Annotated in this window: 18 protein-coding genes and 1 pseudogene; 11 read left to right on the top strand and 8 right to left on the bottom strand. The window is 68.5% G+C overall.

Features of this window, described 5'->3' with window-relative positions:
* Positions 1-354: polyprenyl synthetase family protein (locus R6U01_RS08680; RefSeq protein ID WP_410286065.1), on the top strand; the 354-nt coding region annotated here is incomplete at its 5' end.
* Positions 355-371: 17 nt separating this feature from the next.
* Here the strand turns inward: R6U01_RS08680 and R6U01_RS08675 are convergent.
* Positions 372-872: a hypothetical protein gene (locus R6U01_RS08675; RefSeq protein WP_410286064.1), complete on the bottom strand. Its 501-nt coding sequence runs from the start codon at positions 870-872 to the stop codon at positions 372-374.
* 160 nt (positions 873-1,032) lie between these two features.
* Here R6U01_RS08675 and R6U01_RS08670 point away from each other — a divergent pair, with 160 nt between their 5' ends.
* From R6U01_RS08670 to R6U01_RS08650, 5 genes and pseudogenes are all read left to right on the top strand, one after another.
* Positions 1,033-3,744, top strand: a complete 2,712-nt coding sequence (locus R6U01_RS08670; protein WP_410286063.1) for a dipeptide ABC transporter ATP-binding protein — start codon at positions 1,033-1,035, stop codon at positions 3,742-3,744.
* A 144-nt stretch (positions 3,745-3,888) separates the two neighbouring features.
* A pseudogene (locus tag R6U01_RS08665) lies at positions 3,889-5,588 on the top strand (ABC transporter substrate-binding protein).
* 24 nt (positions 5,589-5,612) lie between these two features.
* Positions 5,613-6,632 (top strand): ABC transporter permease, encoded by a 1,020-nt coding sequence (locus R6U01_RS08660; RefSeq protein WP_410286062.1) that lies wholly within the window; start codon positions 5,613-5,615, stop codon positions 6,630-6,632.
* Positions 6,629-7,558, top strand: a complete 930-nt coding sequence (locus R6U01_RS08655; protein WP_410286061.1) for an ABC transporter permease — start codon at positions 6,629-6,631, stop codon at positions 7,556-7,558. Before R6U01_RS08660 ends, R6U01_RS08655 begins: the two co-directional genes overlap by 4 nt.
* Positions 7,559-7,561: 3 nt before the next feature.
* Positions 7,562-7,912 (top strand): hypothetical protein, encoded by a 351-nt coding sequence (locus tag R6U01_RS08650; protein WP_410286060.1) that lies wholly within the window; start codon positions 7,562-7,564, stop codon positions 7,910-7,912.
* 124 nt (positions 7,913-8,036) lie between these two features.
* Here R6U01_RS08650 and R6U01_RS08645 read toward each other — a convergent pair whose 3' ends face one another.
* The 5 genes from R6U01_RS08645 to R6U01_RS08625 are packed head-to-tail and all read right to left on the bottom strand — an operon-like array spanning position 8,037 to position 14,008.
* Entirely contained in the window at positions 8,037-9,152 is a 1,116-nt protein-coding gene (locus R6U01_RS08645; protein WP_410286059.1) for an ABC transporter ATP-binding protein, read from the bottom strand.
* Positions 9,149-10,360, bottom strand: a complete 1,212-nt coding sequence (locus R6U01_RS08640) for an ABC transporter ATP-binding protein (protein ID WP_410286058.1) — start codon at positions 10,358-10,360, stop codon at positions 9,149-9,151. The genes R6U01_RS08645 and R6U01_RS08640 overlap by 4 nt, the downstream gene beginning before the upstream one ends.
* Entirely contained in the window at positions 10,357-11,376 is a 1,020-nt protein-coding gene (locus R6U01_RS08635) for an ABC transporter permease (protein WP_410286057.1), read from the bottom strand. The genes R6U01_RS08640 and R6U01_RS08635 overlap by 4 nt, the downstream gene beginning before the upstream one ends.
* Complete coding sequence (locus R6U01_RS08630) at positions 11,376-12,368, bottom strand: ABC transporter permease (RefSeq protein WP_410286056.1); 993 nt, start codon at positions 12,366-12,368, stop codon at positions 11,376-11,378. The genes R6U01_RS08635 and R6U01_RS08630 overlap by 1 nt, the downstream gene beginning before the upstream one ends.
* Before the next feature lie 29 nt (positions 12,369-12,397).
* On the bottom strand, positions 12,398-14,008 hold the full coding sequence (locus tag R6U01_RS08625) for an ABC transporter substrate-binding protein (RefSeq protein WP_410286055.1): 1,611 nt from the start codon (positions 14,006-14,008) through the stop codon (positions 12,398-12,400).
* Positions 14,009-14,134: 126 nt separating this feature from the next.
* Here R6U01_RS08625 and R6U01_RS08620 point away from each other — a divergent pair, with 126 nt between their 5' ends.
* The 5 genes from R6U01_RS08620 to R6U01_RS08600 all read left to right on the top strand — a co-directional run bounded on the left by R6U01_RS08620 (position 14,135) and on the right by R6U01_RS08600 (position 17,920).
* Entirely contained in the window at positions 14,135-14,581 is a 447-nt protein-coding gene (locus R6U01_RS08620) for a hypothetical protein (RefSeq protein ID WP_410286054.1), read from the top strand.
* 153 nt (positions 14,582-14,734) lie between these two features.
* Positions 14,735-15,448, top strand: a complete 714-nt coding sequence (locus R6U01_RS08615) for a phosphoribosyltransferase family protein (RefSeq protein WP_410286053.1) — start codon at positions 14,735-14,737, stop codon at positions 15,446-15,448.
* A 145-nt stretch (positions 15,449-15,593) separates the two neighbouring features.
* Entirely contained in the window at positions 15,594-16,973 is a 1,380-nt protein-coding gene (locus tag R6U01_RS08610) for an NCS2 family permease (protein WP_410286052.1), read from the top strand.
* Between the two features lie 225 nt (positions 16,974-17,198).
* Complete coding sequence (locus R6U01_RS08605) at positions 17,199-17,453, top strand: glutathione S-transferase N-terminal domain-containing protein (RefSeq protein ID WP_410286051.1); 255 nt, start codon at positions 17,199-17,201, stop codon at positions 17,451-17,453.
* A gap of 83 nt (positions 17,454-17,536) precedes the next feature.
* On the top strand, positions 17,537-17,920 hold the full coding sequence (locus R6U01_RS08600; protein WP_410286050.1) for a DUF192 domain-containing protein: 384 nt from the start codon (positions 17,537-17,539) through the stop codon (positions 17,918-17,920).
* A 30-nt stretch (positions 17,921-17,950) separates the two neighbouring features.
* Here the strand turns inward: R6U01_RS08600 and R6U01_RS08595 are convergent, their stop codons facing one another.
* Together R6U01_RS08595 and R6U01_RS08590 are read right to left on the bottom strand one after the other, a co-directional pair.
* Complete coding sequence (locus R6U01_RS08595; RefSeq protein WP_410286049.1) at positions 17,951-19,420, bottom strand: ATP-binding protein; 1,470 nt, start codon at positions 19,418-19,420, stop codon at positions 17,951-17,953.
* A gap of 70 nt (positions 19,421-19,490) precedes the next feature.
* Positions 19,491-20,699: DNA topoisomerase (locus R6U01_RS08590; protein WP_410286048.1), on the bottom strand; the 1,209-nt coding region annotated here is incomplete at its 5' end.

Below are 20,699 nucleotides of genomic sequence, written 5' to 3'. Positions count from 1 at the left end.
CTGTTCCGGGCCGCCGCCGAGCTCGGCGCGGTCGCCGGCGGCGCCGACCCCCACGCGATCGACTCGTTCGGCGAGTACGCCGAGCGCGTCGGCGTCGCGTTCCAGATGCGCGACGACGTGCTCGACGCGACCGCCGACGCCGACGACCTCGGCAAGCCGACCGGACAGGACGCGGAGATGGACCGGCCCTCAGTCGTACAGGTCACCTCGCTCACGCCCGAGGAGATCGACGAGCGGGCGCGCGAGCAGTCGGAGCTGGCGCTGGCGGCGCTCGACGACGCCGACCCGCCGGAGACGGAGGCGATCGAGTACCTCCGCGACCTGGCGGAGTTCGTCGTCGTGCGGGAGCGGTAGGACCGCTATCGTGCCGGTCAGGCGTCTCCGGTGTCCTGCGGTGGGAACAGGGGGGTCGGGTCCTCGTGGTCGAACTCGATCCGCTCGTCCCCGGAGAGCGCGTGACAGTAGGTCGTCATCGCGTCGCCGGCCCTGACGCGACCGAGCATCCGGTCCGCCTCGGCGACCCGGTAGTACAGCGGGAGGCAGAGCGCGGTCTCGGTCGCCGTCGCCCGGAACACTAGCGTGAGGTAGACGATCCCGCTCTCGTGGGCGCGGAACGCCTCGAATTCGTCGAACTCGTTCACCTCGACTAGCTCCGTGAGCCGGTCGAACTCCTCTCCCGACAGCAGCACGTCGAGACCGACCTTCTCGTCGACTGAATCGCCCGGCGCGGGGACCGGCACCACGTCGCCGGGGACCGGTGCGAACGCCGTCCACCCCCGCTCTCGGTACTCTTCGGCGGTGGCACGGCACTCTTCGATGACCGTGGTCCACGCGTCGTCATCTTCCGCGAGCGGATGCTCTTCCACGTCCATGCACGGCGTAGGCGGTCGACGGCTGGTAAAGGTTCCCTCCTATCCGCCGCTGGCCGGTGGGGCGAGGGCGTCGCGGCCCCGCTCGCCGACCGGACTCGCCGCGGCGTCCGGCCACGACCGAAGCCAAAAGTATATCCATAGAGGGTCGGAAATTCGCTCCATGCCTCCTCTACTTTCGCTCTCGGACCTCCGGACCCAGTTCTCGACTGAACGGGGACAGGTGAAGGCGGTCGACGGAATCGACCTCGAGATCCACGACGGCGAGACCGTCGGCCTCGTCGGCGAGTCGGGATCCGGCAAAAGCGTCACGGCGCTGTCGACGATGGGGCTCGTCGACGATCCCGGCAAGGTCGTCGGCGGGACCGTCGAGCTGACGGACGCCCGAGTCGCCGACGAGCTTCGCGACCGGTACGACACCGTGGAGTTCATCGACGGCGACACGATCGACCTCACCGCCGCGCCCGAGGAGGCGCTCCGGTTCGTCCGCGGCCGGGAAGTAAGCATGATCTTCCAGGACCCGATGACGTCGCTGAACCCCTCGGTGACGGTCGGCAAGCAGGTCGCCGAGAGCCTCAGGCTTCACCAGTACGGCGGGCGCCGCAAGGACTCGTGGTTCAACGCCGTGCGCGAGATCATCCCGAAGATCAGCCGCGACGTGGACGACGCGGTCCGCGAGGAGACCATCGAGGTGCTCGAAGAGGTCGGTATCCCGGAGCCCGGAGCCCGGGTGGAAGAGTACCCGCACGAGTTCTCAGGCGGGATGCGCCAGCGCGTGCTCATCGCCATCGCGTTGGCCTGCCAGCCGGGCCTCCTCGTGGCCGACGAGCCGACGACCGCGCTGGACGTGACCATTCAGGCACAGATCCTCGACCTGATCGACGACCTCCAAGCGGACCTGGGGATGTCGGTGCTGATGATCACCCACGACCTCGGCGTCGTGGCCGAGACGTGTGAGCGCGTTGCCGTGATGTACGCCGGCGAAATCGTCGAGGAGGGACCCGTCGAGGAGATATTCGGGAACCCCTCGCACCCGTACACGTACACCCTCTTGGAGTCGCTCCCGACCGAGGGGAAGGAGCGGCTCACGCCGATCGAGGGGAACGTCCCCGACCTGATCGACATGCCGAACGGGTGCCACTTCGCGCCCCGGTGCCCGTGGGCGACCGAGGAGTGCCGGAGCGGCGAGATCCCGTACCTCCAGCACGGCGCCGAGGAGGTCGACCACCGCTCGAAATGTATCATGGAGTCGTTCGACACGGACGAGTACGGCGACGACGAAGTCGCCCCCGCTCGCGACCGGTCGATCGGTGACCCACTCATCGAGATCGACGGACTCCGGAAGTACTACGATCAGACAGACGGCGTACTCGATCGGATCCTCGGCGCCGACGACCGCAGCGTGAAGGCGGTCGACGGGGTCGACTTCACGATCAACCGCGGCGAGACGCTCGGGCTCGTCGGCGAGTCCGGCTGCGGGAAGTCGACGGCCGGCCGGGCGCTGTTGCACCTCACCGAACCGACCGACGGCCGGGTAGTGTTCGCCGGGACCGATCTCACCGACCTCGACGGGTCGGGGCTGCGGGAGCAGCGGAAGAACCTCCAGATGATCTTCCAAGACCCGCTCTCCTCGCTCGACCCGCGGCAGACGGTCGGCCAGACGATCCGCGAGCCGCTGTCGATCCACAATCTCCCCGAGAGCGACCCGGACGTGACGGCCGAGGCCGAGGTGACCGTCTCGGGGATCGCTCGCGACCGGGTCGACGTGACGGTCGATGGCGAGATCGACGCCGTCGTCGGCACCGGGAACGGCGTGGCGACCGTCCACGTGGACGTGACGGTCGCGGACGGCGAGGTCGACGTCGACGTGCGCGAGCACCTCGGCGTCGAGGGGACCGTCGAGCGCACCGAAGCCGGCGACGTGGAACGCGTCTCGGTGACGATCTCGGCCGGTGACACCGACAGGCTCCGGCGACGGCGTCGCGTCCGCCAGCTGCTGGAGGCGGTCGGGCTCGAGGCGGGCCAGTACGAGCGGTACCCGCACGAGCTGTCAGGCGGGCAGCGCCAGCGCGTCGGTATCGCCCGGGCGCTCGCGGTCGATCCGGAGTTCATCGTCGCCGACGAGCCGGTCTCCGCGCTCGACGTGAGCGTGCAGGCGCAGATCCTCAACCTGATGGAGGACCTTCAGGACCGGTTCGACCTGACGTACCTGTTCATCGCGCACGACCTGTCGGTGGTGCGGCACATCTGCGACCGCGTCGCCGTCATGTACCTCGGCGAGATCGTCGAGGTCGCGCCCACCGACGAGCTGTTCGCGGATCCGCGACACCCGTATACCAAGGCGCTGCTCTCCGCGATCCCCGAGCCGGACCCGACCGCCGACACGGACGACCGCGTCATCCTCCGGGGCGACGTTCCCTCCCCGATCGACCCGCCCTCGGGGTGCCACTTCCGGACCCGCTGTCCGTCGGTCATCCCGCCGGACGACCTCGACATCGAGCAGGAGACGTACCGCGAGGTGATGGACTACCGACAGCGCGTCGAGCGGGAGGGGGTCGACGTCGAGACCGTACTCGACGGCGTCGACGGATCGGCCGGCCAGGTCGCGGCCGACGGCGGCGCTGCCACCGCCGACCCGTCCGGGGACGACGCGGTCTCCTCCGCCGCGGTCGAGGCGGTCCGCGACGCCCAGTTCGACCGGTTCCTGGACGGGCGCGCCGGCGAGGTCGTCGACCGCTCACTCAGGCTGGTGATCGCGGGCGAGTGGGACGAGGCGGCGGCCGTCTTAGAGGAGACGTTCGCGAGCGTCTGCGAGCGCGAGGAGCCCACACTTCCCGAGGGCGACCACCCCGCCGCGTGTCACCTGCTCGACTAACCGCGGCGGCGACGACGCTCCTCCCGATTCGGACGACGCGTGCCGGATGCGGATCGAAACCATACCGCTCGAAACCATTCGAATCAGAACATTTCCACCCGTTCGTTCGGTAGGTTTATACTAGCAAGTGTTCAGTTTCGATCCATGTCATCTCGAGACACGAACGTTTCGCGGAGAAGATTCCTCGGCGCCGCCGGTGGCGCCGCAGTGACGGCCGGTCTCGCCGGCTGTTCCGGAACGGCGGCGACGGCTCTGACGGCGACGACGGCTCTGACGGCGACGACGGCTCTGACGGCGACGACGACAGCAGCCTCCTCCGATACGGTCGGGGGAGCCACTCGTCGACGCTGGACTTCCAGAACAGCACGAGCGGCGAGGTCGCGAAGGTCACCGAGCAGATCTACGACACGCTCATCAACTTCGAGCCGGGCGAGTCGACGCTCACCGACGGGCTCGCCTCCGACTACTCGATCGAGGGCGAGACGGCGTCGCTCACGCTGAAGGAGGGCGTCACCTTCCACAACGGCGAGGAGTTCACGGCGCAGGACTTCGAGGCGACGTACCGCCGCTTCGTCGACTCGGAGTACGAGTACTACGCTGGCGACGACTACGTCTCCGCGTACGGTCCCTTCACGCTCGGCAGCTGGATCGACGATATCCAGGTCGACGGGGACTACGAGATGACGATCCAGCTCACGCAGACGTACGCGCCGTTCCTGCGCAACCTGGCGATGTTCGCAGCCTCCGTCCACTCCGAGGCCGCGATCGAGGAGTACGGCACCGACCTCTCGGAGAACGCGGTCGGGACCGGGCCGTTCGAGCTCGACACCCTCGACGACTCTAACGAGCAGATCCGCCTCATTGCGTACGACGACTACTGGGGCGACGGCCCGGAGGTCGACGAGGCCGTCTTCGTCACGGTCGGCGAGAACTCCACCCGTGCGCAGTCGCTCGCGAGCGGGGAGCTCGACATCATCGACGGCATCGGCGCGCAGTCCTCCCAGCAGGTCGACGGCGCGGACGGCGCCGAGCTCGTCCGTACCGAGGGGATAAACATTGGCTACATGGCGTTCAACATCGCGGCGGTCGAGGAGTTCCGGGACCGCCGCGTCCGGCAGGCCGTCAGCCACGCGATCAACACCGAGTCGATCGTCAACCAGCTCTACTCCGGCTTCGCGACGCAGGCCAGCCAGCCGCTGCCGCCGAACGTGATGGGGCACAACGACGACATCGACCCGTACCCGTACGACCCCGAGGAGGCGCAGAGCCTCCTCGAGGAGGCCGGCTACGGCGACGGGTTCTCCTTCGAGCTGGCGACGTTCCAGAACCCCCGCGGGTACAATCCCTCGCCGATCCAGACGGCCGAGACGGTCGCATCTAACCTCAGTGAGGTCGGGATCGAGGTCGATATCAACCAGCAGTCGTTCTCGCCGTTCCTCGAGTACACGGCCCAGGGCCGCCACGACGCGTGTTTCCTCGGCTGGTACACCGACAACGCCGACCCGGACAACTTCGCGTACGTACTGCTTCACCCGCAGGTCGACGAGGGCGAGCTCACCGAGGATCAGGACTGGGTGAGCTTCGATGCCGAGGGGTACAACAGCAGTAACCGCTCGGCCTGGGCGAACCAGGAGTACATGGACCTCGTCGAGCAGGGTCAGCAGACGACCGAGGAGAGCGAGCGCGCGAGCCTGTACAACGAGGCGATGCAGGTTGCCCACGACGAGGCTCCGTGGGTGTACCTGGACTACGCGGAAGAGCTTCGGGGCGTTGCCGACCGCGTCAACGGGTTCCAGATCGCCGCTATTGGCGGTCCGTTCCTGAACCTAGTCTCGCTGGAGTAGTCGGTCACTTCAGTCTCACCTTCGATGTTCCCAAAACGATTCGTACTCAAGCGGCTGCTGTTACTCGTCCCGGTGTTGATCGGAGTGGCGACGCTGGTCTTCTCCATCCTCCACCTCTCGCCGGGCGACCCGGCGCTCACGATCGCCGGGGAGCGCGCGAGCCAGGAGTTCGTCGAGCGAATCCGAGCTGACCTCGGACTCAACGACCCGATATGGGTCCAGTACGTCGACTTCCTGGGTAAAGTCGTGCGGTTCGACTTCGGGGAGTCGTACGTCATCAACCGGAACACGACCGTTCGGGAGATCATGGCGAACACGCTCCCCGTCACGCTTGAACTGGCGCTGTACGGGCAGCTGTTCGGTATCCTGTTCGGCATCCCGCTCGGCGTGTTGAGCGCGGTGAAACAGGACACGCTCACCGATCACAGCACCCGCGTCGGCGCGCTCGCCGGGATCAGCGTCCCGATCTTCTGGAGCGGGCCGCTGCTGATCCTGCTGTTCGCACAGGTGCTCGGCGTGCTGCCGACCAGCGGTCGGATTTCGTCGACGTTCAGCGTCTCTCCCATTCGCGTCACCGGGATGGTGACGATCGACACGCTGCTCGCCGGCGAGTGGGACATGTTCAAGTCGGCGGTCAGGCACATGCTCCTGCCGTCGCTCGTCATCGGCGTGTACTCGATGGCGCTCATCTCGCGGATGATGCGCTCGTCGATGCTGGAGGTCGTCAGGCAAGACTACATGCGCACCGCCCGCGCGAAGGGGCAGGGTGCGAAGATCACCGTGTTGAAACACGGGTTCCGTAACGCGCTGATCCCCGTCGTCACGATCATCGGGATCCAGTTCGGCGGGCTGCTCGGCGGCGCGGTGCTGACAGAGACCGTGTTCGCCATCGGCGGGCTCGGGACGCTGCTCGTCGAGGCGATCGAGGTCGGCGACTACCCGATAGTTCAGGGGACCGTCCTGACGTTCGCGTTCCTGTTCACTCTCGTGAACCTCGTCGTCGACATCACCTACTCGTACCTCGATCCGAGGATCCAACAATGAGCACCGAAACACTCAGAGATGGCGAGGGGGAGACGACGAGCCGCGGGCTCGTCGATCGGATCCGCGCCTCGCCGTTCCTCTCACAGCTGCTGTCGAACCGACTCGCGCTGGCCGGCCTCGCCATCATCGTCGCAATGCTCGTGATCGCGATCTACGCCCGTCTGACGATCGATCTGGACGTCATCTCCCAGACACAGCTCGGCACGAACCCGAACCGCGCCGAGCCGAGCCTGGAGTACCCGTTCGGCACCGACGGGCAGGCGCGAGACCTCGTTCCCCGCGTCGCCTACGGCGCGTGGTACGCGATGCTGTTCGGCACGGTGACCGTGGGCGCGTCGACGGTGCTCGGGGTTGGCCTCGGCATCGTCGCCGCCTACTACGGCGACGTCACCGACAACGTGATCATGCGGACGATGGACGTGCTGCTGGCGTTCCCATCGCTCCTCTTAGCGCTCGCCCTCGTCTCCATCTTCCCGGACGAGCTCGGGCTCTGGCGGGCGGTCGCGGCCCTGACGCTCGTGTACACGCCGCGGTTCGCCCGCGTCGTCCGCGGGGCCGCCCTCACCGTGTTGGAGAACGAGTATATCGACGCGACCGTCGCGCTCGGCGCCACGGACCCGCGGGTGCTCGTCCGACACGTGTTGCCGAACTGCCTCGCACCGATCACCGTTCAGTCGACGCTGAACTTCGGGCTGGCGATCATCGACCTCGCCGCGCTGTCGTTCCTCGGGTTCGGCGCCTCCGCCGGCACGCCCTCGTGGGGACTCATGCTCTCGAACGGCGTGAGTCAGGGGCTGCTCACCGGCATCTGGTGGTGGTCGTTCTTCCCCGGGCTGTTCCTCGCGCTAACCGTCCTCGGGTTCAACCTGCTCGGCGACGGAATGCGGGACGCGCTCGACCCCCGGATGCGGGAAGCGGTCGACTGATCGATGCCGGTGCCGCCGGCCGTCCGGGAACGCGGACGGCTCGTCGCCGGCGGCGTCGCCGTCGGCGCCGCCGCGACGCCGGTCCTCGTCGTCGGATTGGTTGCGGTCGGCGGATTCGCCCCGCTGGCCGCCGCGGAGACGGCGTTCGCGTTCGGCGGTCTCTGGTTCGGTCTCGCCCTCCTCGGGTGGTCCGGCTCCGTCGCGTCCGGTCGAGCGATCGAGGCCGCACAGGAACACCTCGACGCGGACTCCGGTTGGACCGAGCGCCGGTCTCGGCGCGCGATGGCGCGAATCGGCGGGTTCGGCGCCGGCATGATGCTCGTCGCGCCGGTCCTCGGAAGCCTCGTCGGCTGAACCGGTCCACTACTGCCGCGACGCCCCGACGCCCAGAGCGTCGTGGTCCGCCTTCCACTCTTCGCGGGCCGTCTCCACGTCCGCCGGCTGTTCGTTCAGCAGACACGCCGATGGGTGGGCCCCCTCAGTCGTCGGCGGCCTCGCCCGCGATCCGGGCGTTCTCCTCGATCGGCTCGCTCTCCCAGTAGGAGTGGTCTGCGTCGGCGCGGAAACACGTCGCCGAGCGCCGCTCGCCCACGTCGTACGCCGGCGGCGGCGACTCGCGGCAGGCCGCCCGCGCCTCCGGACACCTGGTGTGGAATCGGCAGCCCGCGGGCGGGTTCCGCGGCGAGGGGACGTCGCCGTGGAGCGTCGCGAACTCGTCGGCTCGATCCTCGGTCGTCACCCGCGGGACGCTCGACAGCAGCGCCTTGGTATACGGGTGCGCCGGGTCCGCGAAGATCTCGTCGACCGGTCCCGTCTCGACGATCTCGCCGAGGTACATGACGGCGACGCGGTCGCAGATGTGCCGCACGACGCTCAGGTTGTGCGCGATGAAGAGGTAGGTGAGCCCGAAGTCGTCCTGAAGGTCGTCGAGGAGGTTGAGGATCTGCGCCTGCACGCTCACGTCGAGCGCCGAGACGGGCTCGTCGAGCACGATGAACTCCGGGTCGACGGCGAGCGCCCGCGCGATGCCGATCCGCTGGCGCTGGCCGCCGGAGAACTCGTGGGGGTAGCGGTCGATCTGGTCGGCGGAGAGCCCGACGCGATCGAGCAGGTCGCGGGCCGTCTCGCGCCGCTCCGCCTGATCGGCGACGTCGTGGATCCGCAGCCCCTCCGTGATGATGTCCCCGGCGGTCATGCGCGGGTCGAGACTGGAGAACGGGTCCTGAAAGACGATCTGCGCGCGTTTTCTGAATTCCGTCAGCTCCGCGTCGGTCATCGTCAACAGGTCGTCCCCATCGAACGAGATCCGGCCGTCGGTGGCTTCGCGCAGGCGGAGCACGGTCTCGCCCGTGGTCGACTTGCCGCAGCCGGACTCGCCGACGAGCCCGAGCGTCTCGCCCTCGGCGACCTCGAAGGAGACGCCGTCGACGGCCTTCACGCTCGCCTCGTCCGCGCCGAGCAGGCGGTCGATCAGCGACTGGTCGTCGGCGTAGTACTTCCGCAGCCCCTCGACGGAGAGGAGGGGGTCGCTGCGGGCGGCGTGAGCGCCGTCGGACTCGGGGGCGCCGTCGGTCCCGGTATCGGCGTCGCTCATTCCGCGTCACCTCCGAAGTAGCCCTCGGAAAGCGCCTCGTTCGGATCGTACGGGCGGTCCGCGAGCACGCACTTCGCGCCGTGTTCCGTCTCGGCGTCCACGACGCGCTCGGCGGGCTTCTCCAGACACGACTCCATCGCCTTCGGACAGCGGTCGGCGAAGTAACACCGGTCTTCCATCTCGGCGTCGACCAGCCCGGGGACGTTCCCCTCGATCGGCTGGAGCCGCGGCCGCGGGTCCTCCAGATCGGGGATCGAGCCCAGGAGGCCCTCGGTGTACGGGTGGACCGAGTCGTCGAACACCGCGCCGAGCGTCCCCCGCTCCACGACCTCCCCGGCGTACATCACGCAGACCCGGTCGCACATCTCCGCGATGACGCCGAGGTCGTGCGTGATGAGGAGGATGCTCATGCCGCGCTCCGCCTGCACGTCGCGCAGGAGGTTGAGTATCTGCGCCTGGATGGTGACGTCGAGCGCGGTCGTCGGCTCGTCCGCGATCAGCACGTCGGGCTCGCCGGCGAGCGCCTGCGCGATCATCGCCCGCTGGAGCATCCCGCCGGAGAACTCTCCGGGGTACTCGTCGACGCGCTCGACGGGGTCGGGGATCCCGACCTGTTCGAGCAGCTCGATCGCCCGGTCCATGCTCCCCTCGCTGGTGTAGCCGCGTCCGGGGACGATCCCGTCGAGGAGGTACTGGCCGAGCCCGTACCCCTGCGTCCGCGAGCGGGTCGACCGCGGGTTCGCCTTCGCGCGCCGCTGGACCTCGACCGCCTCGGCGATCTGCTCGCCGACCGTGATCGAGGGGTTGAAGCTGCTCATCGGGTCCTGGAAGATGGTGCTGAACGACGGGCCCCGAAGCGACCGCCGGACGCGCGGCGGCACGGTCCGGAGGTCGACGTGGTCGCCGTCGACGCCGACCGCGTCGTTCGCGCGGAACTCGTCGGCGAGGGCCGGATTTCGGTACCAGACCTCCCCCTCGGTGATCCGTCCGGGCGACTCGACGAGGTCGATGAGCGACAGCGCCGTCACGGACTTCCCGGAGCCGGACTCGCCGACGATCCCGAGGATCTCGTTGTCCCTGAGGTCGAACGAGACCGACTCGACCGCGTTGATCTGCCCGTCCTCGGTGAAGAATCGGGTCGAGAGGTCCGAGACCGAGAGGACGTCGTCGCTCCGGAGCGCGGGATCGGCCCGCACGCCCTGGCTCATGCGGCACCCCCTTCGCCCTCGATGCCCGGGTCGAGCGAGTCGCGGAGCCAGTCGCCGATCAGGTTGATCCCGATCACGGAGAACATGATCGCGAGCCCGGGCAGCGACGCGATCCACCACTGGCCAGAGGAGATGTAGTCGCGCCCCTGCGCGATGTCGAAGCCCCACGAGAGCGTCGTCCCCGAGAAGCCGAGGAACGACAGGGAGCTCTCCAAGAGGATGATCGCCGCCACCTGCACCGTCGCGAGGACGATGATCGGCGTGATCGCGTTCGGGAGGACGTGGTTCCAGATGATCGAGGTGTCGTCGGCCCCGAGCGCGCGGGACGCCTTGACGTACTCCTGCCCGCGTAAGGAGAGCGCCTCCCCGCGGGCGACGCGGGCGAACCACACCCAGTTGACGAGTCCGACGACGATAACCACGGTTATCGGTAACACGAAGCTCTCCGGCATCTCCGGCGCGAGCCCGGCGACGACGAAGGGGTCGGGGACGTTGATCGCCGCCCGCCCCCACAGCCCGATGAGCGCGACGGCCAGCACGAGCGACGGGAACGCGAGGCTGACGTCGGCGATCCGCATCAGCAGGTCGTCGACGTTCCCCCGGTGGTACCCCGCGAACAGCCCGACGGGAACGCCGACGAACGCCGCCAGAAGCGTCCCGAGCACGCCGACGACCAGCGACGTCCGGGCGCCGTAGACGATCCGCGAGAGCATGTCTCGGCCGAGGCCGTCGGTGCCGAGCGGATGCGCCGCGTCGGGGGTGACCTCGACGGTCTCGGTCACGGTCTGGATCTCCCCCTCGACCATCTGCGAGGAGGTCCGCTCGGTGGTTTCGCTGAAGCCGAGCGGCGGGAGCTCGCTCTGGTCGAGCTGCTGTTCTGTCGGGTCGTGCGGCGCGATGAACGGCGCGAACGCGGCGGTAAACAGGATACCGACCACGAGCAGCAGACCGATCTTCGCGAGCACGCTGTTCCTGAACTCCTTCTTGAGATTGCGAATGACACGTGCAGAGACCATCAGTCGTTCACCACTTGCGGGTCGAGGTACGCGTAGACGGCGTCGACGAGGACGTTCACGAGGACGAAACTGGTGCCGATGACGATGAGACTCCCCTGTAACACCGGCCAGTCGCGGCGGTTGATGCTGTCGATGACGAGCGTGCCGAGTCCCGGCCACGAGAACACCGCCTCCGTGATGACCGCGCCGCCGATCAGCGTGCCCAGCTGGAGGCCGAGCACCGTGATCACCGGGATGAGCGTGTTCCGCAGCGCGTGCTTGTAGCGGACCAGCGTCTGCGGGAGCCCCTTCGCCCTGGCCGCCTGCACGTACCCCTTGCTGAGCTCGTCGAGCATTCCGGAGCGGGTGAGCCGCGTGATGAGCGCCATGAAGTACGTCCCCAAGGCGATAGCGGGGAGCGTGATGTACGCGAGCCACGCGAGCAGCGTCCCGAAGAACGGTTCAGACCCGATCACCGACAGCGCCACGTCGCCGACGTCGACGCCGCGTCCGCTGGTGTTGAACACGTCGAACTCCACCGCGAAGATCAGGATGAGCATGATTCCGAGCCAGAAGTTCGGGGTGCTGATCCCGCCGAGCGAGAACAGCGTCGCGCCGTAGTCGACCGGCTCGTTGCGCCGGGTGGCGCTGAGCACGCCGAGCGGGATGGAGAGAGTGATGGCGACGACGCTCGCGGCGAGCGCGAGTTCGACCGTCGCCGGGAGCCGGGCGAACACGAGCGGGAGGACCTCCTGTCCGCGGATGTACGAGAACCCCATGTCGCCGCGGAGCAGGTCGAAGATGTACTGCCCGTACTGGATGTACAGCGGCTGGTCTAAGCCGAGCTCCGCGGCGATCGCCCGTCGGGTCTCTTGAGTCGCGTCGAGCGGGGCGACCGCGTTGATCGCGCTGCCGGGCGTGACGAACCGGAGCGCGAACACGACGGTAACGACCCCCCAGACGACGCCGAGGCCCTGGAGGCTTCTTTTGAGTACGAATCTGCCGAATGACATTGATACGTGTGTGCGGCTGCTGTGCCGCCTTACTGTTGCGTGGCCGTGTCGGGGTCGATGAACTCGTCGGCCCGCGGCTCCCACGAGATGTCGTCCGAGACCCCGTAGACGCTGTACTGCTGGTGGAGGAACACCCACGGAGCCAGGTCGTGGGCGAGCTGGTTCGCCTCCTGAAGGATATCGACGCGCTCGTCGGAGTCCTCGGTGTTTTCCGCGTCCTCCATGAGCTGGTCGAGCTCCTCGTTCTCTAAGATCGTGAGCGCGCCCTCCGTGGTCATGAGCGGGGTGATCGTCTGACTCCCGTCGAACTCGCCGTTCCCCCACCCGAGGAGGTTGAAGTGGGGCTTGTCCTCGATGTTCCCGGTCGTGATGTCCTGGACGAGCGAGGAGAACTCGCGCTGATCGAGCTCACAGGAGACGTTCGACAGCGAGTCGATCTGGCTCGCCGCGGCCTGCGCGATCTCGACGTCGCCGAGGTAGCGGCCGATCGGGGTCTCCAAGGTGATCTCGACGCCGGCGTGGCCGGACTCCTCGACCAGCCGCTCGGCCTCCTCGACGTCGTACGGGTACGGGTCGATGTCCGGGTTGTAGCCGACGTGTCCCTCGAGGGTCGGCTGTCCGGTGATGTTCCCGAAGCCGTTGAGGACGTTCTCGATGATGCTTTCGACGTCGACGGCGTGGTTCATCGCCTGCCGGAACTCCTGGCTGGAGAACGGCTCGACGTCGTACCGCATCTGCAGGAAGATGATCCGGGCGCTGGGCACGGAGTTGATGCCGGCGACGTCGGATTCCTCGACGCGGGACACCTCCTGCGGCGGCACGTTCGTCACGATGTCCGTCTCCTCGGCGAGGAGGCGGTTCACCCGGGTGCTCGACTCGCTGGAGGCGCTCATGGTGAGCTCGTCGACCGGGACGTCGCCGTCCCAGTAGTCCCCGTTCGGCTCGTAGACGACCTCGTTGCCAGAGTCGTACTCGGTGACGATGAACGGACCGGTGCCGTTGGTGTTCCGGTTGATGTAGTCGCCGTCGTTCTCCTCGACCCATGACTGCTGCATGATCGGGCCGTTCGTCGCGAACAGCTGGAAGGCGATCGGATTGAACCCCTCGAACGAGACCGTCACCTCGCCGTCGCCGGCGGTGACCTCGTCGACGTTACCGAGGTCGTTCTTCTGCGGGCTGGCGATGCCGACGTCGTCGTCGACGACCCGCAGGATGCTGAACCTGACGTCATCGGACGTCAACGGGTCGCCGTTGTGGAACGTGACGTCCTCCCGGAGCACGAACCGGATGTTACTGTCTTCCGTGCGCTCCCAGTCGGTCGCGAGGCCGGCGATGATGCCCCCCTCCTTGTCGCGGTCGAGCAGGCCCTCGTACACCTGTCCGACGACGATCTCCGTGTTCGTCTCCGCGTGGTCCTGCGGGTCGAGCCCGGAGTCCATCTGGCCCATGGTGACACCGACCTCGAAGGCGTCGTCGTCGCCGTCGGACCCGTCGTCGCCGTCGGACCCGTCGTCGCCGTCGGACCCGTCGTCGCCGTCGCCGCCGTTGCCGGAACAGCCGGCGAGGCCGACCGCGGCCGCGGTGCCCGCGTAGGTGAGCATGGTTCGCCTGTTGACGTGATCGTCGGTATCAGGACTCATAGCCTACTTCAAACGAGGGAACGTTATGAACCTAACGACGCGAAGGGGTCCGATCGCCGCCACGCCTCCCGATTTCTGTCACGGCGACTGGACAAGTATTTATAACCGCGACGGGTCCACGGGGACATGCGACGGACCGATCCGGGCGAGCGCTGGGGGGACGTGGTCGCCGACAGCGACGCGACGGCGACGGAGTACCGCGACCGGGGCTGGACGACGGTCGCCGCCCACCCCGGCGACGTGAATCCCGTCCCCGACGCGGCGCGGATCGACGTCCTGCTCCCCGGATCGGAGTTCGAAGAGGCGTCGGCGATCGTCGGCGACGCCGACATCGACGCGGTGCGGATGTACGCCGCCGCGGCCGAGGGCGTCGAGTACCGGCTCGTCGTCGCGGAGGACGGGGAGGCGTCCGTCGCCGTCTGCGTGCCGACGTACCTCGGCGCCGCCGAGCTGGACGCGCTCCGGGTAACGGCGGAGGCGGCCGGCGCGCTCACCGTCCGGCTCCGTCCCCTCGACGACCGGGACGTCGTCGAGATCGACGTCGGCGACCCGACCGTCTTCTTCGACGCCTGAGCGGCCTCCGTCGACCACCGAGCCCGCCCTCACGACTCCCGGGCTCGCTTCCGACCGCGACCGCTCGGCGGGGACCGTGACAACCACGCACATGAGTATCTCTCTCGGAATAAACTTCGATGTATTCATAGTTGTGCGATCACGATCATTCACATGAACCGAGCAGAGAAGGCGGCCCTCCAGCTGCAGGCGGTCGCCGTGTTGCGGATGCTGAAGGAGACGCGAACGTACGAGGAGCTCTCCGAGGCGACCGGGCTCCCCGCCGGCGACTTAAATCGGTACGTGAACGGGCACGTCCTGCCCGGGGCCGATCGGGCGAGCGAGGTCGTCGAGGCGGTCGGACGGGAGGCGCTCGCCGACGAGCTGATCGCTCGCGTCAAGTTCGACGACGAGGGGTACGTCGACAACTCCGGCGTCGTCTTCGACCAGTCGTTCCTCGACTTGGTCGCGCCGGTCGCCGCGGAGACGTTCAGGTTCGAGTCGCCCGACGTCGTCCTCACCGCCGCCACCGACGGGATCACTCTCGGCGCGGCGATGGCCTCCTTCTTCGACGCGCGCCTGGCCTACGCCAAGAAGTCCAAGGAGACCGCGGTCGAGGAGTTCATCGAGTCGCGCCAGCGACTCGCGTCCGGGATCGAACTCACCTACTACCTCCCCGCGAGCGCGATCGACGCCGGCGACACCGTCCTCGTCGTCGACGACCTGATCCGGTCGGGCGAGACCCAGGAGCTGCTCCTCGACATCGCCCTCCAGGCCGACGCGGACGTCACCGGCGTGTTCACCCTCATCGCCGTCGGCGACGAGGGCATGGAGCGCGCGCGCGATATCACCGACGCGCCGGTCGGCGCGCTGACGACCTTCGAGTAGGCGCTCGCGCGGAGAGTAAACACGTTCGCGCATTTTACTCGGTCTATTGACGGCTTTTTTGTCCGAATTGTCCACATATGTGCGCATCTCGCGCGCTCGTTCAGCAAGGCTTATCATCTGATCCCGAGGAATTCTCACCTGTTCAATGGGGCTTACTGACACGCTCGCTGCGCGGTTCGACGTGAAGGAGCACGACTCCGACGTCCGTACGGAGCTGGTCGCGGGACTCACCACGTTCCTCGCGATGTCGTACATCATCGTCGTGAACCCGTTCATCCTCGCCGAGGCGATCCAGATCCCAGGCTACGAGTTCTTCGAGGTGGTCCAGATGATCGCCATCGCGACGATCCTCTCGTCCGCGCTCGCGACCCTCGTCATGGCGCTGTACGCGAACCGGCCGTTCGGGCTCGCGCCCGGGCTGGGGCTCAACGCCTTCTTCGCGTTCACGGTCGTCCTCGGGCTCGGCATCCCGTGGCAGACGGCCCTCGCCGCCGTGTTCGTCGAGGGGGTCCTGTTCATGCTGCTCACCGCGGTCGGCGCGCGGAAGTACGTCATCCAGCTGTTCCCCGAGCCCGTGAAGCGCTCGGTCGGGGCCGGTATCGGCCTGTTCCTGCTGTTCATCGGCTTTCAGGAGCTGCAGATCGTCGTCCCCGACGACGCGACGCTCGTCACGCTCGGCGGGGTCTTCGGGAACCCGTGGGCGATCCTCGGTCTGCTCGGACTCACGTTCACGTTCGGGCTCTGGGCGCGCGGGGTCACGGGCTCGATCGTGATCGGCATCCTGACGACCGCGGCCGTCGGCTGGGGGCTCACGCTGGGCGGCGTCTTCGAGCGCGGCGTCATCACCCCGGAGACGCTCCCGAGCGCGCAGTACGACATCTCGCCGCTCGCGGGGGCGTTCGTCGAGGGGTTCACCGAGATCGAGCCGCTCACGTTCGTGCTCGTCGTGTTCACCTTCTTCTTCGTCGACTTCTTCGACACCGCCGGGACGCTCATCGGCGTCTCGCAGTTCGGTGACTTCCTGGACGAGGACGGCGACCTCCCGGAGATGGAGAAGCCGCTGATGGCCGACGCGGTGGGGACGACCGCCGGCGCGGTGCTCGGCACCTCCACGGTGACGACGTACATCGAGTCGTCGACGGGGGTCGAGGAGGGCGGTCGCACCGGGCTGACCGCGCTCGTCGTCGCGCTGCTGTTCGTCGCGTCGCTCGGCGTGATCCCCGTCGTCGCCGCCATCCCGGAGTACGCCTCCTTCATCGCCCTCATCGTCGTCGGCGTGATGATGCTGCAGGGGCTCGTCGAGGTCGACTGGACGGACCCGGCGTGGGCGGTCTCCGCGGGGCTCACCGTCACCGTGATGCCGTTCGCGTACTCCATCGCCGACGGACTGGCGGCCGGCATCATCGCGTACCCGCTGATCAAGGTCGCGATCGGCGAGTACGACGACGTCGCGTTCGGCCAGTACGTCATCGCGGCGCTGCTCGTCGTCTACTACGTCCTGCAGACGCGCGGCGTCATCCTCTAGCGAGCGACGACGACGCCGCGTTCAACGAGCGACGACGACGCCGCGTCCGTTCGCCCGAAGCCGCGGTCCCCTTTTAATTTCGGACGCGGTTTGCGCTCGTCGCCCTCTTTTAAATTCGGACGTCGCCCGTGCGCGCCGCTCTTTTTTAAATTCGAACGCCGCCCGTGCGCGCCGCGCGCACCGCCCACCGTACTTCTTTACGCGTCAACGCCCTACGGGATAGTGATGACAGACCTGACGCTCTACGAAGTGGAGGGGTGCCCGTACTGCGCGAAAGTGAAGACCAAGCTCGCCGACCTCGGCCTCGAGTACGAGTCGGTGATGGTGCCGCGCTCGCACGGCGAGCGCACCGAGGTCGAAGCGATCAGCGGACAGACCGGCGTCCCCGTCCTCGTCGACGAGGCGAACGGGATCGAGGGGATGGCCGAGAGCGGCGACATCGTCGAGTACCTCGACGAGACGTACGGCAGCGCGAGCTAACTGGGGACCCACTCCCGACCGCGGCCCGTCTGTCGCGGCCCCGATCGAGAGGCTATTTATCCGACGGTCGCCACGTCCGGAGCGTGCGACTCGTCCACCGCGGTGAACGGTCCGAGGACAGTCCGGGATCCGACGACGACGACCGCGAGCCGACCGTCCTCGCCGACGACGTCGACGTCGCCCGGTCGACGCTCGAACAGGGCCGCGGCCTGATGTTCAGACGCTCAATTCCCGACGGATACGCGCTCGTGTTCCCGTTCGACGGGGTCGACGCGCGGTGGCTCCACATGGTGTTCGTCCCGTTCGCGATCGACGCGCTGTGGGTCGTCGACGGCGAGGTGCAGAAGCGAGCGCGGCTCGCCCCGTTCGTCGGACTGGGCCGGGCGCAGGCCGACACGGTCGTCGAGCTTCCAGCCGGCGCCGCGGCGGGGGTCGCCGTCGGCGACGAGGTCCGGCTCGTCGAGTGATCGGAACGACGCCTCGGAGCGGCCCGGCTCCTACGCCTCGTCCGCCGTCCTGAGTTCGATCTCGATCCGCGTGCCGCCGGTCTTGCTCTCGCCGATGTCGAAGGTGCCGCCGCCGGCGGAGACGATCCAGTTGACGTACCACAGCCCCAGTCCGCTCGCGTGTTCCAGCGGCGTCTCCTCGCCGGTGAGCACCGCGCGCTCGGCGGGCGGGATCCCCGGACCGTCGTCGGCGACGACGAGCGACGTCCACGACTCGCTGGGGAGCTCCGCGGCCGTGACGGTCACGGAGGGGCGGGCCGCGTCGTTGTGGCGGATCGCGTTGTCGACGAGCTCCGCGATCGCCTCGGCGAGATAGCCGACCGCCGACACCGTGATCCCCGCGGGAACCTCGGTCTCGATGTCGGCGCGCCCGCGGAGTTCGGACGGGAGCGCGGCCATCGCTTCGTCGACCGCGGCCGCGAGGTCTATCGGGCCGGGGGCGGGCTGGTCCGCGAGCAGCCGCTCGACCCGCCGAGAGGTCTCCCCGACGCGCAGCAGCCGGTCCGCGGTGTCGACGACGCGCTCCAGCTCGGTGGCGAGGGTCGGGTCGTCGACCGCCGCGACCGCCCGCTCCGTGAACCCCCTAACGACGTTGAGGTCGTTCCGGAAGTTGTGACGGAGCACCCGAGTCAACACCGCGAGCCGCTCCTCCCGCAGCGACGCCTCGGTGACGTCCTCGCCGACCCCCACCGCGCCGACCACCCGGTCCCCGTCGACGATCGGACCGAGCGAGAGGCGGTAGGGGACGCACTCGCCGGAGCGCGTGACGAGCGTCGCCTCGCACTGGACGCTCGCCTCGTCCCCGTAGACGGACTGGAGCGAGTCGGTGACCGCCGCGCGGCTCTCGTCGTCGAAAAGCGACGTCAGGGCGGCCCCGGACAGCTGCTCGCCCCCGTATCCCGCGTCCGCGGCGAAGCGCTCGTTCCACCGCGAGAGGGTCCCGCGTGTGGTGCACTCGAACATCGCGGCCGGGATCGTGGCGGCCACCGCGTCGACGAGGCGGAGCTGCGAACGGAGCCGCTCGTCGGCGGTGACTCGGTCCGTCACGTCGGTCACCCCGACGATCAGCCACTCGCGGCCGGCGATCGTCGCCGCGCGGACCGCGAGTTCGAGCCGCCGCGTCGGCGCGCTCGCGACGCTCCATTCGAAGCGGGTCACGCCGTCGGCGTCGAGGGCGTCGCCGATCGAGTCGCCGGCCACCGTCGTCTCCGACTCGCCGAGGTCCTCGAGCCCCATCAGCGTCAGCGTACCGCGGTCGCGGTCGAACAGGTCGGCCGCCGTCGCGTTGGCGGCGCGGATCTCGTGGGTCTCCGGGTCGCACGCGAGCGTGGGCGTCGGAACGGCGTCGACGAACGAGCGGAGGACGCGCGGGGTCGCGTCGCCGTCGGAGGCGCCGAGGCGCCCCTCCTCGGCTGAGGGATCCCGGTCGCTGCTCCGGTCGACGTCGCGGTCGTGCCCCATACGTAAGACTCCTGACTCATGCCGCCTTTATGTGTTTGTGGGTCCGCACTCCGACCCGATCGGGGTCGCCTCAGTCCGCTTTCGCCTGCCAGTCCCGAACGGTGTCGGCGCCGACGCCGTCGACGTCGGCGGCCAGGTCGTCCGGATCCGCGGATTTGAGCTCGTCGACGCCGGCGACGCCGGCGGCCTGGAGCTTCTCCGCGGTCCTCTCGCCGATCCCCTCGACCGTCTGGAGCTCGGAGCCCTCCTGTCGGGCGGTGAACTCCCGGTAGTTGCAGATCGGACAGCCGAGCTCCCACGGCTCGTCGCCGGAGTGGACCCGGAGGTGCGGGAGACCGTGCTCCTCGCAGGTCTCGTCGGTGATCTCGATCTCGCCGCGGCGGGGGAGGGGGAGCGAGTAGTCGCAGTCGGGGTACCGCGTGCAGCCGACGAGCCGGGAGCCCGAGCGGAGCCGCTTGATAGCCAACTCCCCGCCGGAGTCGGCGGTTTCACCGCCTCCGTCGCGCGGCGAAGCCGCGCCCTCCCCGCACTCGGGGCACGCCCCGATCACCTCGTCCTCCTGGTCGTCGGCCTCGTCGGCCTTGCACTGCGGGCAGCCGTGGACGAACGTCTTCCGGCCCGCGAGCATCTTCACGTGCCGGAGGTCGTGCTCCTCGCAGGTCTCGTCTAGGAGGAGCGGTTTCCCCGTGGAGGGGAGCGGGAGGGTGTACTCGCAGTCGGGGTAGCCGTCACAGCCCACGAAGTACGAGCCCTGGCGGGACTTCCGGACGAGGAGGTCCGCGCCGCACTCGGGACAGGGGCCGAGCGTCTTGTCCGCCTTCAGCGACTTCTGGAGGTGGTCGCCGACGGCCTCGCGGGAGTCGGTGAGGTCCTCGAACACGCGGTCGAGCAGCTCGCGAGACGCCTCGGTCACCTCGTCGTACTCCTTCTCGCCGGCCGCGATCGCCTGCATGTCGCGCTCCAGCTGGGCGGTCATCTCCTCGCTGACGATGTGCTCCGCGAACTCCTCTGCGGCCTCGACGACCGCCTCCGCGAGCCGCGTCGGGCGCGGCGGGTCGCTCTCGATGTAGTTGCGGTCGTACAGCTTCTCGAGGGTGCGGTGGCGGGTCGCCTTCGTGCCGACGCCGCGCTTCTCCATCTCCTCGATGAGTCGGGACTGCCCGTACCGGCGGGGCGGCTGGGTCTCCTTCGCGTCCGTGCGGCGGTCGTCGAGCGCGAGCGTCTCGCCGACCTCGACGTCGGGGACGATCCGCTCGTCGCTGGAGCGGTACGGGTAGAC

This window comes from Halorubrum sp., assembly GCF_046498025.1.
Classification (GTDB): domain Archaea; phylum Halobacteriota; class Halobacteria; order Halobacteriales; family Haloferacaceae; genus Halorubrum.
Note: the sequence above shows the minus strand (reverse complement) of the source record. Positions and strands in the feature narration are given on the sequence as shown.

Bases quoted from the DNA above. Each gene is read 5' to 3' on its own strand.
- R6U01_RS08675 (WP_410286064.1), bottom strand. From the start codon at position 872: ATGGACGTGGAAGAGCATCCGCTCGCGGAAGATGACGACGCGTGGACC.
- R6U01_RS08670 (WP_410286063.1), top strand. From the start codon at position 1,033: ATGCCTCCTCTACTTTCGCTCTCGGACCTCCGGACCCAGTTCTCGACT.
- R6U01_RS08660 (WP_410286062.1), top strand. From the start codon at position 5,613: ATGTTCCCAAAACGATTCGTACTCAAGCGGCTGCTGTTACTCGTCCCG.
- R6U01_RS08655 (WP_410286061.1), top strand. From the start codon at position 6,629: ATGAGCACCGAAACACTCAGAGATGGCGAGGGGGAGACGACGAGCCGC.
- R6U01_RS08650 (WP_410286060.1), top strand. From the start codon at position 7,562: ATGCCGGTGCCGCCGGCCGTCCGGGAACGCGGACGGCTCGTCGCCGGC.
- R6U01_RS08645 (WP_410286059.1), bottom strand. From the start codon at position 9,152: ATGAGCGACGCCGATACCGGGACCGACGGCGCCCCCGAGTCCGACGGC.
- R6U01_RS08640 (WP_410286058.1), bottom strand. From the start codon at position 10,360: ATGAGCCAGGGCGTGCGGGCCGATCCCGCGCTCCGGAGCGACGACGTC.
- R6U01_RS08635 (WP_410286057.1), bottom strand. From the start codon at position 11,376: ATGGTCTCTGCACGTGTCATTCGCAATCTCAAGAAGGAGTTCAGGAAC.
- R6U01_RS08630 (WP_410286056.1), bottom strand. From the start codon at position 12,368: ATGTCATTCGGCAGATTCGTACTCAAAAGAAGCCTCCAGGGCCTCGGC.
- R6U01_RS08625 (WP_410286055.1), bottom strand. From the start codon at position 14,008: ATGAGTCCTGATACCGACGATCACGTCAACAGGCGAACCATGCTCACC.
- R6U01_RS08620 (WP_410286054.1), top strand. From the start codon at position 14,135: ATGCGACGGACCGATCCGGGCGAGCGCTGGGGGGACGTGGTCGCCGAC.
- R6U01_RS08615 (WP_410286053.1), top strand. From the start codon at position 14,735: ATGAACCGAGCAGAGAAGGCGGCCCTCCAGCTGCAGGCGGTCGCCGTG.
- R6U01_RS08610 (WP_410286052.1), top strand. From the start codon at position 15,594: ATGGGGCTTACTGACACGCTCGCTGCGCGGTTCGACGTGAAGGAGCAC.
- R6U01_RS08605 (WP_410286051.1), top strand. From the start codon at position 17,199: ATGACAGACCTGACGCTCTACGAAGTGGAGGGGTGCCCGTACTGCGCG.
- R6U01_RS08595 (WP_410286049.1), bottom strand. From the start codon at position 19,420: ATGGGGCACGACCGCGACGTCGACCGGAGCAGCGACCGGGATCCCTCA.